Raw genomic sequence first — 15,732 nt, 5'->3', positions numbered from 1 at the left:
CGCATATTATGCGGGTTTCTGCTTTATATAAGATTAGCTAATATTAAGCTAAAACTTCTTTTACTTTGTTTGCTGCTTCTTCAAGAGTAATTGCAGAATGAACATTAAGTCCTGATTCATCAATAATCTTTTTAGCTTCAACAGCATTAGTTCCCTGTAGTCTTACAATAATTGGAACGGGAATAGATCCCATTGCTTTGTAAGCGTCTACTACCCCCTGAGCAACTCTGTCACATCTCACGATACCACCGAATATATTAATTAAAATAGCTTTTACATTAGGATCTCTTAAGATGATACCAAATGCAGTCTGCACTCTCTGAGCATCTGCTGTACCTCCTACGTCAAGGAAGTTCGCAGGATTACCTCCTGAAAGTTTAATGATATCCATTGTTGCCATTGCAAGACCTGCTCCGTTTACCATACAAGCAACGTTACCATCCAGCTTAACGAAATTAAGACCTGCTTCTCCAGCCTCCACATCAATTGGATCTTCTTCTCTTGTATCTCTTAATTCAGCTAAATCTTTGTGACGGAATAATGAGTTATCATCTAAAGTTACTTTAGCATCAACAGCGATGATTTTATTATCAGAAGTTTTTAATACCGGATTGATTTCAAAAAGAGAAGCATCAATTCCTGTATAAGCATTGTAAAGACTTGAAATAAACTTCACAAACTCTTTGAACGCATTTCCTTCAAGACCTAAGTTGAAAGCAATTTTTCTAGCCTGGAAACCTTGCAATCCCAAAGCAGGATCAATAGTTTCTTTATGAATTAAATGAGGAGTTACTTCAGCTACATGCTCAATATCCATACCTCCTTCTGTAGAATATACTACTGTATTTTTTCCTTGAGCCCTGTCTAAAAGGATAGAAACATAAAACTCTTTAGTTTCAGTTTCACCAGGATAATATACGTCCTCTGCAATCAAAACAGAATTTACTTTTTTACCTTCTGCGGATGTTTGTGGAGTTACTAACTGCATTCCGATGATGTTCTGTGCATTTTCTTTTAGTTTATCCATATTCGGGGAAAACTTTACACCACCACCCTTACCACGTCCACCTGCATGGATCTGTGCTTTTACTACCCAGCCCTGAGCTCCGGTTTCGGCAGTAATTTTTTCGGCAGCTGCTACAGCTTCATCCACATTATTCGCTACAAAACCACGTTGTATTGCTACACCGTATTTTGATAAAATCTCTTTTGATTGATACTCGTGAAGATTCATATTATTTTTTATTATTTTATTTTCAAATATAACAGTTCTACAAATTTACTAAAAAGACACGGAAGTCCAAGATTCTGAGTCTAAAAATTCGGATTAGTCCTTTAAATATTGCTTTTGGCAAAATAAAAAATCAACATTGCCCAGCTTAAGATCATTAAAGTTCCCCCAATTGGAGTAATGGGACCCAGGAATTTCAGATTTGCTCCTAAACTATCCTGCATACAAAGTAAATAAATACTGAATGAAAACAGTATTGTTCCTGCAATCATACAAATAGAAATCCATTTTTCGGAGGAAGTTTCAAATTTTAAAATGTAACCTACAATTAAAAGGTAAAAAGCAGCATACATTTGGTATCTCACACCTGTTTCAAAGCTTTCTAATCTTTCAACTGATAATATCTTTTTGAGAGCATGGGCTCCAAATGCTCCCAAAATCACAGACAACAAGCCATAAACAGCTCCAAAGACTAATGTAATTGTTTTCATTTTTATAATTCTTCTAGTTCTAGATTTAAATACTTTTTTGTTTTGTAATCCTGCCAGGTTCCGTTTATTCTATTTCCTTTCACCTCCACTTCAATTATTGCTCTTGGAATCCAGGCTTTTAATTCTTCACTATGATAATCATTTTCTGTAATAGAAATATGATTATCTTTTATTATTCCATTCCACTCAATTAGTTTTTTTCTTTTTTCATACCAATACACAGCTGAAAAAGAACCATCTTCATAAACATTCTGAACCAACAGTATAATTGGATATTGATTGATTTTCCCTTTGTAAAGTTTATTTTGAATTCCTTGCTGGTGAACAGGATGTTCGGAACCGGAAAGGAGATTTTCAGCATACGGACTCCAGTATTTTCCCAGTTCTTTAAAAGAAAATTCAATATAGTGACTACCTAAATCATCCAAGCCTCTCATAGCATGATTAGAACAGCGTTCCCTTACCAGAGTAAGCTTATCTTTTCCAAAGAAATACTTTACGTATTTTAACGAGTGAGATGATCCCAAACAGGATTCATACATTTCAATCTGTTCTTTGGAATCTTCATTGGATTCTGGAAAAGATTTTAATTCTGTAAGATAATTTTGAATTCTTTTTTCAACCTGCTCATTTAGTTGTCCTTCTATTGTTGCTACAGCTTCCGGACGAAATAAATCTTCAAGATTAATATAATTTCCTGTCCTGGCATCAAAGTTATTCCATTCAGAAAAAGACTCAGGATAGGCTCCTGATGCTTCCCCTTCCATTGCAAGACTTAAAATGTTTTTTGGAGTCTTTAGCTTTTTCCAGTTATAATAATAAACATAATTGGTGTAAGAATTAGTAGCAGTAGCAGCTAACTGAAAAGGGTTCTTTCCTGTCCCAGGAATATATTCGAGACCGCTTACTTGTAAAAAAGTATTGATTTTATCTTCTACCAAAGGTTTTTCAGTATATGAAACAACGGGAAAAACATAATCTTCCGACTTTGGCATTAAATCGGCTACCTGCATATTTTTCTGAGAAAAAAACAAAATAGGGATCAGAAAAAATAAAATCTCAACTTTTTTCACTATTGACCTCTCACCCGGTTAAATTCACTGATTACTTCATGATGGGTAACCGTTCTGTTTTTGAAATAATTTACAAAATACTGTTTCTCATCTTCTGTTGCTCCCATCTGATTCAAAATGTTCAAAAGGTGCATTTTCATATGTCCTTTCTGGATTCCCGTAGTTACCAGAGAACGCAATGCCGCAAAGTTCTGGGCCAATCCCGAAACCGCTAAAACACTCATCAATCCCTGAGCTGAAGGCTTTCCTAATAATGCCAGTGAAAATTTAACCAAAGGATGAAGGTTGGTAAGACCACCCACAACTCCCACTGAAATAGGAAGATCGATCCAGAACCTGAAAATTCCGTTATCTGTCGTACAATGAGTTAAAGATTTGTATTGTTCGTCTCTGGCCGCATAAGCATGTGCACAAGCCTCTGTTGCCCTGAAATCATTTCCCGTTGCGATAACCACTGCATCTACGCCATTCATCACTCCTTTATTGTGAGTGGTTGCACGGAAAGGCTCAATTTCTGCAATGGTAACCGCCTGCTTAAACTTCCAGGCAAACTCTTCCGGAGCAATTCCGCTGTCGTCTTTCAGATCTTCAATCGGGCAAGAAACCTCAGCTCTTACAATACAGTCCGGAGTATAATTGGAAAGTATGTTCATCACAATCTGTAAAGAATCTTTTTCTTCCTGGGTAAAATCTTCCTCTTTAGCCACTTCTTCTCTCAGTGTCTTCCCAAACTGTTCCAGACAGGAATTAATAAAATTGGCCCCCATGGAATCTACAGTATCAAAACTTGCCTTGAGCTGATAATAATGAGGAAGATCTGCTGTTTTATCAATGAGGTGAATATTCAAAATTCCGCCACCTCTTTTTCTCATATTGGCAGTAATCTCTTCTGTTGCTTCCAGTAATTTCTTTTTCAGTTTAAAATTAAAAAAATGTTGAAGCTTATGAGGTTCTCCATTAAATATAAAATGGGTATGTCCTAATTTTTCGGTATTGATAATGGTCGTTTTAAAACCGCCTTTATCTAACCAGAATTTAGCAGATTTAGAGGCTGCCGCCACTACGGAACTTTCTTCTACCGCCATAGGAAGCGCATATAATTTTCCGTCAATTAAAAAATTGGGAGCTATTCCATACGGCATATAAAAATTAGAAATCGTGTTTTCTGAAAATTCTTCATGAAGTTTCTGAAGATCAGCATTTTCGTTCCAATATTGTTTCAATATATCTTGATATTCCTGATTCCCGTCTAGATATTCATTAACGAGCCAGTCTATTTTTCCCTGTTTATTAAGCTTTGAAAAACCTTCTATCGGCTGATGATTCATAGTATAACTTTAATGCCCGTAAATATAGTCATTTTATAGCGTTAATTTGTTGATAACTTTCTCCAAAAAAGAGTGACATTTCTCAATTTTGGAATTACTTTTGAACTGAAAACAAAAAGATTATTCTCACTTTAAATGAATTTTGACCGCCTTAAAGAAAAGCTCGAAATCCTCGCAGATGCAGCGAAATATGATGTTTCCTGTTCGTCCAGCGGGGGAACCCGAAAAAACAAAAAAGGTGCTTTAGGAGACAGTTCCGTAAGCGGGATATGCCATACCTATACGGAAGACGGGCGATGTGTTTCCCTTCTCAAGATTCTTTTAACCAATCACTGCATTTATGATTGTGCCTATTGTGTTTCCAGAAGTTCCAATGATATTAAAAGAGCGGCTTTTACTGTAGAAGAAGTTGTTGATCTGACCATCAATTTCTACCGCAGAAATTATATTGAAGGCTTATTTCTGAGTTCCGGAATTTTTAAGAATGCGGATACTACCATGGAGCGCTTGGTAAGAGTAGCAAAAAAATTACGTCTTGAAGAAAACTTCAACGGGTATATTCATTTAAAATCCATTCCCGGTGCCAGCGATACTCTTATGCAGGAAGCTGCCCTGTATGCAGACCGATTATCCATCAACCTTGAAATCCCCACAGAAAGCGGATTAAAATTATTAGCTCCGGAAAAAAACAGACAGGATATGATCAGCCCCATGCGCTATATCCAACATGGAATTGAGCAGTATAAGGATGAAAGGAAAGTTTTCAGAAAGGTTCCGAAATTTGCACCTGCAGGTCAGTCTACCCAAATGATTGTAGGTGCCACCAATGAAAATGACTTGCAGATTATAAAAGTAGCTGACCATTTTTATAAAAATTTCAATCTTAAAAGAGTGTATTATTCCGGATATGTTCCTGTTTTGGAAGATAAGAGATTACCGGCATTAACAGCTGAAGTTCCCATGCTGCGGGAAAACAGGTTATATCAATCCGATTGGCTCATGAGATTTTACGGATTTAAAGCGGAAGAAATTTTAGATCCAGGCATTCCGTTTTTAGACCTTGAAATTGATCCTAAATTAAGCTGGGCATTGAGACATTTGGACCAGTTTCCGATTAACCTGCAAACAGCCGATTACCAGATGATTTTAAGGATTCCCGGTATTGGAGTGAAGACCGCTAAAAAAATCGTAAGCGCAAGGCGTTTTCAGGTATTGACTATAGACCACCTTAAGAAATTGGGAGCTGCCGTAAACAGAGCACGGTATTTTATAGATTTTAATTCAGGAAATGCTTATCTGAGATATCTCACTGATAAAAACTTACGCAAACTGCTTGTAGGAGGAAGTCATTCTAAATTTCACAATCAGTTTTCACAGCAGTTGAGTCTGTTTTAAAATTCAGAAATAATAAGGAATTTATTTACATCAAATTATTGAAATTCTTTACTCCGTTCCGAATGACAAATACAATGGGTATCAAATAAAATAAATAATGACCACTTTACTTTATGACGGCAGTTTCGACGGGCTTTTAACAGCAATATTTGAAGTTTTCGAATATCGTTATAGAAATGTGGAAATCATTGGAAAAGAAAAATTTCATCAGGAAAATATCTTCGCTGAAATCCATGAAGTGATTACACAGCACGATAAAGCTGAAAGGGTTTTACTTAAATTAGAACAGAATATAGGAAAAGCGGGAATTCAGGAGCTTTTAAAAGTGTATTTCTCTGAAGATCCTGAGCTGGAACACCTTATTTTATCTGCCATACAACAATCCATTAAATATCCCAATGATAATATTCTTCAGAACTATGCCGATAATGACATTCTGAAAATCTCCAAGATCTGTAAGTCCGTAAGCAGGGAAAGACATAGAATGACCGCTTTCGTACGGTTTGAAAAAATGCAGGATGATGTTTTCTTTGCTAAAATAGATCCGGATTTCAATGTTTTACCTCTGATAAGAAAGCATTTTAAAGACCGTTATCAGGATCAGAAATGGATGATTTATGATCTGAGAAGAAACTATGGAATATTATATAATCTGGAAAACTGTGAATTCTTTTATCCGGAAGAGAAAATAGACCTGCATCGGTATCAGGAAAAGTTTCATGATGAGGAGAAAAATTATCAGGCACTCTGGCAGAGGTATTTCACAAAAACCAATATTGTGGAAAGGAAGAATCTGAAATTACATATTCAGCATGTACCCAAAAGGTATTGGAAATATTTGACGGAAAAACTTTAATTCTCTGACAATGCAGATTTCTTGTATTTCCTATCCGAAATTTTTGATATTTGCAGAACCATACCAACACATATGAAAAAACTGATTCCGGGCTTTGTGATCCTCCTATTTATTATCAGCTGTAACAGTGATAAAACCTCATCTCACAGCCCTATCGACATCCTCCCCGATCTCCCTTCAGAAAATATAATTCTCATAAATAAAGAGAAAAATACCGTCAGAGAAAGATTTTCTCCACCTGAAAATTATGAATGGGTAGAAGAAAAGCCAAATTCATTCGGAACATTTATTGAAAATTTCCCATTAAAAACTTATGGTTCTAAGATTCTGAAATATGACGGAACACCTATTGCAATCCAACATCTCCATGAAGCCATTTTTGATATTGATACAGGAAACAGAGACCTGCAGCAATGTGCCGACGCCGTCATCCGTTTAAGAGCAGAGTATTTATACAAGAACAAAAGATTTGACGAAATAGCATTTCATTTTACAAGTGGAGACCTGGTTAAATGGAATGATTATAAAAAGGGAATCCGACCTGTTGTCTCCGGCAATTCAGTACGTTTCCGGCAGACTGCCTCTTTTGATGATTCTTATTCAGGTTTCAGAAGTTATCTTGACCTTATCTTTAATTATGCCGGTACCATTTCCCTGAATAAAGAAACTATGCCAGTAGCTCATACATCCGATTTGAAAACCGGAGATATTTTAATTACTCCGGGAAGCCCGGGACATGTGGTTTTCATTGCAGGAACCTGTATGAACAAAGAGAATAAAAAGCTTTTTCTTCTTGCCGAAGGTTTTACTCCGGCACAGTCTATCCATCTGCTTTCTAATCCTTTTCAAAAAAACATTTCGCCCTGGTACGAACTGGACATCAACAGCCCCGAAACCAAAACTGCAAGATATTTTTTTAAACCTACAAATTTTAGAAATTTTTGATCATTTATATTCAAAACTCTTCTCAACATACTACTGTTATCTGAACTTGTTTTTGTAAATTTGTGTTCGAAACTTTTTAACAGATGAAAGAGAGTGCTGTAAAAAAAATTGCAGTTCTTACATCAGGAGGAGATTCTCCGGGTATGAATGCAGCATTAAGAGCGGTAGTGAGGACCGCTAACTATTATAATATAGAATGTTTTGGAGTGAGAGAAGGTTATAACGGCCTTATCAATAATGATTTCCTTAAAATGGGGGCTCGTTCCGTAAAAAATATAATCAATCAGGGTGGTACTGTTCTTAAGTCTGCCAGATCCCTGGAATTTAAAACCAAAGAAGGAAGACAAAAAGCATATGATAATTGTGTAAAGCAAGGAATTGATGCTTTGGTATGTATTGGTGGGGACGGAACTTTCACGGGAGCTAAAATCTTCTACGAAGAATTCGGCATCAAAGTTCTTGGAGTTCCGGGAACTATTGATAATGACATCTTCGGTACGGATAATACTATCGGATATGACACAGCTCTTAATACGGCAATGGAAGCTATTGATAAAATCCGTGATACGGCTACTTCACATAACAGAGTTTTCTTTGTGGAAGTAATGGGACGTGACGCAGGATTTATAGCATTAAACAGCGGACTGGCAACCGGAGCTTTGGATATTCTGATTCCTGAAGAGAAAGACAGTTTAGAGGATCTTTTCGCTAATTTCAGAAAAACTGAAAAAACAGGAAAAGCATCCAGTATCGTAGTCGTAGCCGAAGGAGAAACATTGGGAAGTATTTATGATATTGCCAATAAAACAAAAGAAGAGTTCCCTGAGTATGACATCCGTGTAACGGTATTGGGGCATATTCAGAGAGGGGGTTCTCCAAGCTGTGCAGACAGGGTTTTAGCCAGCAGATTAGGATATGGTGCGGTAATAGGACTTATGGAAGGAAGAACCAATGTAATGGCAGGGATGCGTTCCAATGATCTGGTATATACTCCTATAGAAGAAGCCATTAAAAAACATAACGAAATCAATAAAGATCTTTTACTGATTTCAGAAATCTTAGCAATCTAATAATTTTAATATAATTTAAAAAAACCAAAATATTATGTCAACAATTAAAGTAGGTATTAACGGGTTTGGTAGAATTGGTCGTCTTGTATTCAGAGCGATGACTGAAAGAGACAACATTGAAGTAGTAGGAATCAATGACCTTATCAATGCAGAGTACATGGCTTACATGTTAAAATATGATTCTGTACACGGAATTTTCCCAGGAGAAGTATCTGTAGAAGGTAACGATCTTGTGGTAAACGGTAAAAAAATCAGAGTTACTGCGGAGAAAGACCCTAACAACCTAAAATGGAATGAAGTAGGTGCTGAATATATCGTAGAATCTACAGGTTTATTCCTTACTAAAGAATCAGCTCAGGCTCACATCAATGCAGGTGCTAAAAAAGTGATCCTTTCTGCTCCATCTAAAGATGATACTCCTATGTTCGTAATGGGAGTAAACCATAAAGAACTGACAGACGATATTAAAATCTTGTCTAATGCGTCTTGTACGACAAACTGTTTAGCTCCTTTAGCTAAAGTGATTCATGACAAATTCGGGATCGTAGAAGGTTTAATGACAACTGTTCACGCTACTACAGCTACTCAGAAAACAGTAGACGGTCCTTCTATGAAAGACTGGAGAGGTGGTAGAGCTGCTCTAAATAACATCATCCCTTCTTCTACAGGTGCTGCTAAAGCAGTAGGAAAAGTAATCCCTTCATTAAATGGTAAATTAACAGGTATGTCTTTCAGAGTACCAACTGTAGATGTTTCTGTAGTAGACCTTACCGTAAGATTAGAAAAAGCTACTTCTTACGATGAAATCTGTGCTGCCATCAAAGCTGCTTCTGAAGGTGAATTAAAAGGAATCTTAGGATACACTGAAGATGCAGTGGTTTCTCAGGATTTCGTAGGAGATAAGAGAACTTCTATCTTTGATAAAGATGCTGGTATCATGCTTTCTCCAAATTTCGTGAAACTAGTTTCATGGTATGATAACGAAATGGGATATTCCAACAAATTAGTTGATATGTTAATACATTCAGCTTCTCTGTAAGAATCAACTTTTAAATACAATAGGAAACCTCTCAATAACTGGGAGGTTTTTTATTTGAACCAGATTCATCACACCAAAGGATTTCGGTGTGAAACTTGTAATTTTGTATACAAGCAGAAAAATATGATTGTACAGCCACGCTTTAAAGACCTCCAACATTTCAAAGATTTCTGGGCTCATGGCAACGGAAAACAGCTTATTGATTTTTCCGGAGCTGAAGTAAGTTTCAAGAATTTTGAAAAATTTGCCCCCTATTATTTCCATGTGGATGAAACGGGTGATCAGGTAGTAAAAGATATTCATTTTGCTAAAAAATTTCAGGAAGCTTCACGAGAAATTGAGACTTATATAAGAAAGGGAATATCTGAAACCGATGCTGTTCCTGAAAGTGTAAAAAAACTCTTCCTTCCCATTCAGAAAAAACCGGAATGGCTTGATGAAAATCTTCTGAAAAGTGGTGCAGAGCTGTGCATGAGAAGTAATCTGGATTCTCTGATTTCGTTGCGGGATTACTGTCTGATCGGTGGTTATGACTATGCTTACCTCAATAAGCCTCTTATCGCTACGGAAGCCTTAAAAAAAGGAGCGGTAAAACGTCTCTCCGAAACCCTGGACTTTTGGGTAAATGTCACGCGATACAACGCTCTTGAGATACACGGAAAAGGTTATGAATTTGCAATAAAAACAAGACTGATTCATTCCTACGCAAGGCTTTCCATTAAAAAACATTATCAAAACTGGGATACTGAAAATTGGGGAGAACCTATTAATTCATGGGATATGATGGCCACTTACATAGGTTTCAGCCTTGTCTTCCTGCACAGTCTTCATAAACTGGGAAATACATTTTCTCCAGAAGAGGAAAAAGGAATTTTTCATCTCTGGAAATACGTAGGTTATCTGTTGGGAATTCCCGAAGCTCTTTTACCTAATGATAAGAAAGAAGCCACAGAATATTTCTATCTATGGACTTCTATTCAGCCTCCATCAGATAAAGATTCTGTTTTACTGGCCCATTCTCTGCTTAATGAATCTTTGGAAAATCCTATTCTCAAATTTAAATTTCAAAGAAAAAATTTACGGTATTTACATATTAGCTGCACCTGGTTTTTACTGGATGATGAAGTCTGCCGGAGATTGGAAATTCCTGATATTCTGTTTAAAAATGGTTTTCCTAAAATGAAAAGGTTTTTAAATAAAATCTATGACAAAACAGTAAGCCGGGAAGCCAGAATAAAAAAAGGGAATAAAGACCAGCTAAAAGTTTTGGAAGATTACCTGAAGATCACTAAAAATTCCAATTTTCATTAAATCTTGTCAGGAAACGACAGTACCTGCCGGCTTTCGCATAGACTTCGTTATGAGCCATATTTGAGATAATAATTTGCTGTTTTTCACACTCAAAGTTCATTATATCAAACTAAAATAATATTGGTTTTTGACATTTAATTTATGTATTTTTGAAGAATATTTTAATTGAAATGAGTAACATTGAAGATAAGAAAAAAGCACTGGCATTAGTGCTTGACAAGCTAGATAAAACTTACGGAAAAGGAACTGTAATGACGTTGGGAGACAATGCTGTTGATAATACTATCGAAGTTATTCCTTCAGGATCTCTAGGTCTTGACATCGCTTTAGGTGTAGGTGGATATCCAAGAGGTAGAATCATCGAAATCTATGGACCTGAATCTTCCGGTAAAACAACTTTAACTCTTCACGCTATTGCTGAAGCTCAGAAAGCAGGTGGAATTGCAGCGTTTATTGATGCGGAGCACGCTTTCGACAGAACCTATGCTGCAAAACTGGGAATCGATCTGGAAAACCTTATCATCTCCCAGCCGGATAATGGTGAGCAGGCATTGGAGATTGCAGACAATCTTATCCGTTCAGGAGCTATCGATATTGTAGTAATCGACTCAGTAGCTGCCCTAACTCCTAAAGCTGAAATCGAAGGAGAAATGGGAGATTCCAAAATGGGACTTCACGCAAGATTAATGTCTCAGGCATTAAGAAAATTAACAGCTACTATTTCCAGAACAAAATGTACGGTGATCTTCATCAACCAGCTGAGAGAGAAAATCGGAGTAATGTTCGGAAATCCTGAAACGACTACCGGTGGTAATGCCTTGAAATTCTATGCTTCCGTAAGAGTGGACATTAGAAAAGCCAGTGCACCGATCAAACAAGGTGATGAAGCTATCGGAAGCCGTGTGAAAGTGAAAATTGTAAAAAACAAAGTGGCTCCACCTTTCAAACAGGCTGAATTTGACATTATGTATGGTGAAGGTGTTTCTAAAACGGGAGAGATTCTTGATCAGGCAGTAGATTTAGGAATTGTGAAGAAAAGCGGTTCCTGGTTCAGCTATGAAGAAACTAAATTAGGGCAAGGCCGTGATGCAGTGAAAGAAGTATTGAAAGATAATCCTGAACTGGCGGAGGAATTAGAAAATAAGATTAAAGAGGAATTGAAAAATAAATAGATTCTTTTTTTGATAATAATTAAAGGTGGCTTTTTAGCTACCTTTTTTTATTTTCTCTTGTTCTCCAGATTACGCAGATGTTTGTGGTTATTTTTATGGCTAACGGGTCTTGAGTGAATGAATGGAGCCAGATTGATTAAACCGAGATTTTATATATCGGAACTATGTCAATCTGTCACTTTCTTCGGCATGGTATTTTTTTTGAGAAAAGTATAGTAGAAAAATTTAAAATCTATATACTATGACTAAAGGAAATATTAATGTTTCAGTGGAAAATATCTTTCCATTGATTAAAAAGTTTCTTTACAGTGATCACGAAATATTTTTAAGAGAATTAATCTCCAATGCCACCGATGCCACATTGAAATTAAAGCATTTAACAAGTATCGGGGAAGCAAAAACGGAATATGGAAATCCTCAGCTTGAAGTAAAGATCAATAAGGATGCTAAAACGCTTCACATTATCGATCAGGGAATCGGTATGACCGGAGAAGAAGTAGAAAAGTATATTAATCAAGTTGCATTTTCAGGGGCTGAGGAGTTTTTGGAAAAGTATAAGGATACGGCTAAGGATGCCGGAATCATAGGACATTTCGGACTTGGATTCTATTCGGCTTTTATGGTAGCCGATAAAGTGGAAATTCTAACCAAATCTTATAAAGAGGGAGAATCTGCTGTAAGATGGATCTGCGACGGAAGTCCTGAATTCACATTAGAAGAAACCACGGACAAAACGGACCGAGGTACGGAAATCATTCTTCATATTGCTGAAGATTCCACTGAATTCCTTGAAGAAACAAGAATCCGCGAATTACTATTAAAGTATAATAAATTCATGCCAGTTCCGATTAAGTTTGGAACTAAAACGCATACTTTACCTTTACCGGAAGATGCTCCGGAGGATGCAGTTGCAGAAACTGAGGAAGTAGATAATATCATTAATAATCCTACACCGGCATGGACCATTGCTCCCAGTGAATTAACCAACGAGGATTATATGAAGTTCTATCATGAACTGTATCCTATGCAGTTCGAAGAACCTCTATTCCATATCCACTTAAATGTAGATTATCCATTTAATCTTACGGGAATTTTATTCTTCCCTAAATTAAGCAATAACCTGAATATTGAAAAAGATAAAATTCAGTTATACCAAAATCAGGTATTCGTAACGGATGAAGTAAAAGGCATTGTTCCTGATTTCTTAATGCTTCTTCGCGGGGTAATCGATTCACCGGATATTCCGCTAAATGTCTCCCGTTCTTATCTTCAGGCAGACGGAGCCGTTAAGAAAATATCTTCTTACATCACTAAAAAAGTAGCGGATAAGATGGCTTCTCTGATTAACGAGAACCGTGAGGATTATGAAAAAAAATGGAATGACATCAAAGTAGTTATCGAATATGGAATTATCACTGAAGATAAATTTGCTGAAAAATCTGAAAAATTCACGTTATACCCTACCACTGACGGAAAGTATTACCTGTGGAATGAATTAACGGAAAAAATCAAACCTATTCAAACGGATAAGGATGGAAACCTTGTAATTCTGTATGCTACGAATGCAGATGAGCAGCACAGCTACATTCAGGCTGCTCAGGACAAAGGGTATGAAGTTCTACTTCTGGACTCTCCTATTGTTCCCCATATGATTCAGAAACTGGAAACCTCGAAAGAGAAAGTTTCTTTTGCAAGAGTAGATGCCGATCATGTCAATAATCTGATCAAAAAAGATGAACCGGTAATTTCCAAATTGAATGATACTGAAAAGGAATCATTGAAAAAGGAAATAGAGGAAGCCGTAAACGACACCAAGTTCACCGTACAGCTGGAAGATCTGGACAGCAAAGATGCTCCTTTCACGATTACCCAACCGGAATTTATGAGAAGGATGAAAGACATGCAGGCTACCGGAGGCGGTGGCGGAATGTTCGGAAGTTTCCCTGAAATGTATAATCTGGTGATCAATTCCAACAGTGATTTCGCCAATCAGGTATTGAAAACCGAGAATACGGATGAAAAAAAGAGTATGATACAATATGCTTTGGATCTCGCCAAACTTTCACAAAATCTGCTGAAAGGAAAAGATCTCACCGACTTCATCCAAAGAAGTTACAAGCAGTTGGAAAAATAATAGAAAAAAGCGTGGAATGGTCCACGCTTTTTTTATTTAGATTCCTTATAAGATTTTACGAGTTTATCCGAAAAGATATACAATTTTTCATTCATTTCATGATAATCAAAGCTTCTGATTTCATCCGGGTTTTGTACAATTTGAAGTACTTATATATTATAGCTTCTGTAGCAGCCAGTTTAAACAGGCTCCGGGAGTTTCGAAACCCTCATGCTGTATAAAATGGATGTTCGTTGGAATAGTTTAATTGGGAATTAAGTCTACTCTGACTAAACCAATAAATTTCCCTTATTCCTGATATCCCTTTTCTTCATTGAATATTCTTACATTTGCAAAAAAAATCACAAATGATTGAAATAAATTCCAACCCGCTCTTACTCTTTATAATATTTACGGTAGCAATAACATTATTTCACATTTTTTTCCTCATCATTTTAGGTAAACTGGACACACAGTATACATCTTTTCTGCTTATTCTTGATCCTATTATTGTAATATCCGGAATCTTTATTTTTCCTGACTATTCAATGCAATTATTTTTTGGCTTAGCCTCTTCTTTTATTATCATTGCTATTCTTGCCAATATCGTTAAACCTATAAAACATGCAGTGATATCTTTCAAGGCACAGCGAAAAACCAATACTCCTGTCTGGAAAATACTGGGGAGAGGTACTTTGACTCTTTTGGTTTATGCATCTATCCTCTACTTTGGGCTTTTATATACTCTGCTTATTATAGCTTTTGTTATGGCTTTAAATTATATACTTCCCAGTAATAAAAACCGCTTTTATTTTTATCAGAGAACACTTCCAACCTCTCTTATAAAAAATGTTGCAATGGGACTGGCAGAAATAACAGGAAAAGCTAAAGCTATTAATCCGCTCATCTCACCACAAACTAAAAGCTTATGTATCGGCTATATTTATATTGTAGAAGAAATTCATACTTCTACAAATAATGAAGGAAAAAAAACAAAATCATATCATACTATTTCAAAAGAAAAAAAGATCAACAATTTTACAATGGAAGATGAAAGCGGAGAAATAGAGGTTTTTGTCGAGAACTTAGAATGGATAGATATTCCCTCTTCTTACTTTATAGAAATTGGGGAATACCGTTATACAGAATATATACTCAATGATGATACGAACTTTATATTGGTAGGCCAGGCATTTTATCAAAGTTCAAGGCAAATCTTCCGTTATGATGAAAATAACGGTGTTTTCGGAATTGCTCCTTTAAAGACAGTTAATCTTTTTAATAAATGGAGACCTTTAAAAATAAAAGCTTTAACGACACTATCGATCATAGGAGGGATATATGCCGTAATTGCGCTTACTCCAATGAGAATAGAGGGAAGCAAACTTATTATTGAGAAAAAAGATTGGAAGGAAGTTTTTCGTATTAAATCAAAAGGGTTTTTAAACTCTTAGTTTTTACAATTAAAGAACGAATATTAAAATCCGCAAACTAATTTAATAATTATGGAAATAGACTTAGGTTTTCTGGGATATATGATTAGTTCACCATTTTTTTACATTCATTTTATCCTTTTTTTTATTCTTTTAACAGTAGCATTGATATTTTTGTGCATTCGCTTCATCAATACTTTATATACTGAAAAGTGGTTAAAGTTCACTTTAATTACTTATGCATTATCTATGACGGTTTTTATGCTTTTTTTAAT

At 36.1% G+C, this 15,732-nt stretch carries 14 protein-coding genes; 10 read left to right on the top strand and 4 right to left on the bottom strand.

The features are described 5' to 3' along the window. Positions 1-43 precede the first annotated feature (43 nt). The 4 genes from sucC to Q0A18_RS00945 all read right to left on the bottom strand — a co-directional run bounded on the left by sucC (position 44) and on the right by Q0A18_RS00945 (position 4,123). The gene (sucC, locus tag Q0A18_RS00960) at positions 44-1,234 is read right to left on the bottom strand and encodes an ADP-forming succinate--CoA ligase subunit beta (RefSeq protein WP_292008297.1); all 1,191 of its coding nucleotides are present in this window, start codon (positions 1,232-1,234) and stop codon (positions 44-46) included. Between the two features lie 101 nt (positions 1,235-1,335). After that, on the bottom strand, positions 1,336-1,722 hold the full coding sequence (locus tag Q0A18_RS00955; protein WP_292008296.1) for a DUF423 domain-containing protein: 387 nt from the start codon (positions 1,720-1,722) through the stop codon (positions 1,336-1,338). A 2-nt stretch (positions 1,723-1,724) separates the two neighbouring features. Then, positions 1,725-2,735, bottom strand: a complete 1,011-nt coding sequence (locus Q0A18_RS00950; protein WP_292008295.1) for a hypothetical protein — start codon at positions 2,733-2,735, stop codon at positions 1,725-1,727. 59 nt (positions 2,736-2,794) lie between these two features. Further along, on the bottom strand, positions 2,795-4,123 hold the full coding sequence (locus tag Q0A18_RS00945; RefSeq protein ID WP_292008294.1) for a hydroxymethylglutaryl-CoA reductase, degradative: 1,329 nt from the start codon (positions 4,121-4,123) through the stop codon (positions 2,795-2,797). A 135-nt stretch (positions 4,124-4,258) separates the two neighbouring features. Between Q0A18_RS00945 and Q0A18_RS00940 the strand changes: the two genes are divergently transcribed. The 10 genes from Q0A18_RS00940 to Q0A18_RS00895 all read left to right on the top strand — a co-directional run. Continuing rightward, positions 4,259-5,518 (top strand): putative DNA modification/repair radical SAM protein, encoded by a 1,260-nt coding sequence (locus Q0A18_RS00940; RefSeq protein WP_292008293.1) that lies wholly within the window; start codon positions 4,259-4,261, stop codon positions 5,516-5,518. A 97-nt stretch (positions 5,519-5,615) separates the two neighbouring features. After that, positions 5,616-6,374, top strand: a complete 759-nt coding sequence (locus Q0A18_RS00935) for a TIGR03915 family putative DNA repair protein (RefSeq protein WP_292008292.1) — start codon at positions 5,616-5,618, stop codon at positions 6,372-6,374. 72 nt (positions 6,375-6,446) lie between these two features. After that, entirely contained in the window at positions 6,447-7,319 is an 873-nt protein-coding gene (locus Q0A18_RS00930) for a DUF4846 domain-containing protein (protein WP_292008291.1), read from the top strand. A gap of 83 nt (positions 7,320-7,402) precedes the next feature. Then, positions 7,403-8,389 (top strand): 6-phosphofructokinase, encoded by a 987-nt coding sequence (gene pfkA, locus Q0A18_RS00925; protein WP_292008290.1) that lies wholly within the window; start codon positions 7,403-7,405, stop codon positions 8,387-8,389. Positions 8,390-8,423: 34 nt separating this feature from the next. Beyond that, positions 8,424-9,428 (top strand): type I glyceraldehyde-3-phosphate dehydrogenase, encoded by a 1,005-nt coding sequence (gene gap / locus Q0A18_RS00920; RefSeq protein WP_292008289.1) that lies wholly within the window; start codon positions 8,424-8,426, stop codon positions 9,426-9,428. Between the two features lie 123 nt (positions 9,429-9,551). Further along, positions 9,552-10,739 (top strand): oxygenase MpaB family protein, encoded by a 1,188-nt coding sequence (locus tag Q0A18_RS00915; protein WP_292008288.1) that lies wholly within the window; start codon positions 9,552-9,554, stop codon positions 10,737-10,739. Between the two features lie 170 nt (positions 10,740-10,909). Then, the gene (gene recA, locus Q0A18_RS00910; protein ID WP_292008298.1) at positions 10,910-11,911 is read left to right on the top strand and encodes a recombinase RecA; all 1,002 of its coding nucleotides are present in this window, start codon (positions 10,910-10,912) and stop codon (positions 11,909-11,911) included. 241 nt (positions 11,912-12,152) lie between these two features. Then, positions 12,153-14,045, top strand: coding sequence for a molecular chaperone HtpG (gene htpG / locus Q0A18_RS00905; RefSeq protein ID WP_292008287.1), 1,893 nt, complete (start codon positions 12,153-12,155; stop codon positions 14,043-14,045). A 347-nt stretch (positions 14,046-14,392) separates the two neighbouring features. Beyond that, positions 14,393-15,478, top strand: coding sequence for a hypothetical protein (locus tag Q0A18_RS00900; protein WP_292008286.1), 1,086 nt, complete (start codon positions 14,393-14,395; stop codon positions 15,476-15,478). Between the two features lie 51 nt (positions 15,479-15,529). Then, the coding region (locus Q0A18_RS00895; RefSeq protein ID WP_292008285.1) for a hypothetical protein at positions 15,530-15,732 on the top strand (203 nt) is incomplete at its 3' end.

It is taken from the genome of Chryseobacterium sp. (assembly GCF_022712095.1).
Classification (GTDB): Bacteria; Bacteroidota; Bacteroidia; order Flavobacteriales; family Weeksellaceae; genus Chryseobacterium.
Note: the sequence above shows the minus strand (reverse complement) of the source record. Positions and strands in the feature narration are given on the sequence as shown.

Bases quoted from the DNA above. Each gene is read 5' to 3' on its own strand.
- htpG (WP_292008287.1), top strand. From the start codon at position 12,153: ATGACTAAAGGAAATATTAATGTTTCAGTGGAAAATATCTTTCCATTG.
- Q0A18_RS00900 (WP_292008286.1), top strand. From the start codon at position 14,393: ATGATTGAAATAAATTCCAACCCGCTCTTACTCTTTATAATATTTACG.
- recA (WP_292008298.1), top strand. From the start codon at position 10,910: ATGAGTAACATTGAAGATAAGAAAAAAGCACTGGCATTAGTGCTTGAC.
- sucC (WP_292008297.1), bottom strand. From the start codon at position 1,234: ATGAATCTTCACGAGTATCAATCAAAAGAGATTTTATCAAAATACGGT.
- Q0A18_RS00935 (WP_292008292.1), top strand. From the start codon at position 5,616: ATGACCACTTTACTTTATGACGGCAGTTTCGACGGGCTTTTAACAGCA.
- gap (WP_292008289.1), top strand. From the start codon at position 8,424: ATGTCAACAATTAAAGTAGGTATTAACGGGTTTGGTAGAATTGGTCGT.
- Q0A18_RS00950 (WP_292008295.1), bottom strand. From the start codon at position 2,735: ATGCAGGTAGCCGATTTAATGCCAAAGTCGGAAGATTATGTTTTTCCC.
- Q0A18_RS00930 (WP_292008291.1), top strand. From the start codon at position 6,447: ATGAAAAAACTGATTCCGGGCTTTGTGATCCTCCTATTTATTATCAGC.
- Q0A18_RS00940 (WP_292008293.1), top strand. From the start codon at position 4,259: ATGAATTTTGACCGCCTTAAAGAAAAGCTCGAAATCCTCGCAGATGCA.
- Q0A18_RS00955 (WP_292008296.1), bottom strand. From the start codon at position 1,722: ATGAAAACAATTACATTAGTCTTTGGAGCTGTTTATGGCTTGTTGTCT.
- Q0A18_RS00915 (WP_292008288.1), top strand. From the start codon at position 9,552: ATGATTGTACAGCCACGCTTTAAAGACCTCCAACATTTCAAAGATTTC.
- pfkA (WP_292008290.1), top strand. From the start codon at position 7,403: ATGAAAGAGAGTGCTGTAAAAAAAATTGCAGTTCTTACATCAGGAGGA.
- Q0A18_RS00945 (WP_292008294.1), bottom strand. From the start codon at position 4,123: ATGAATCATCAGCCGATAGAAGGTTTTTCAAAGCTTAATAAACAGGGA.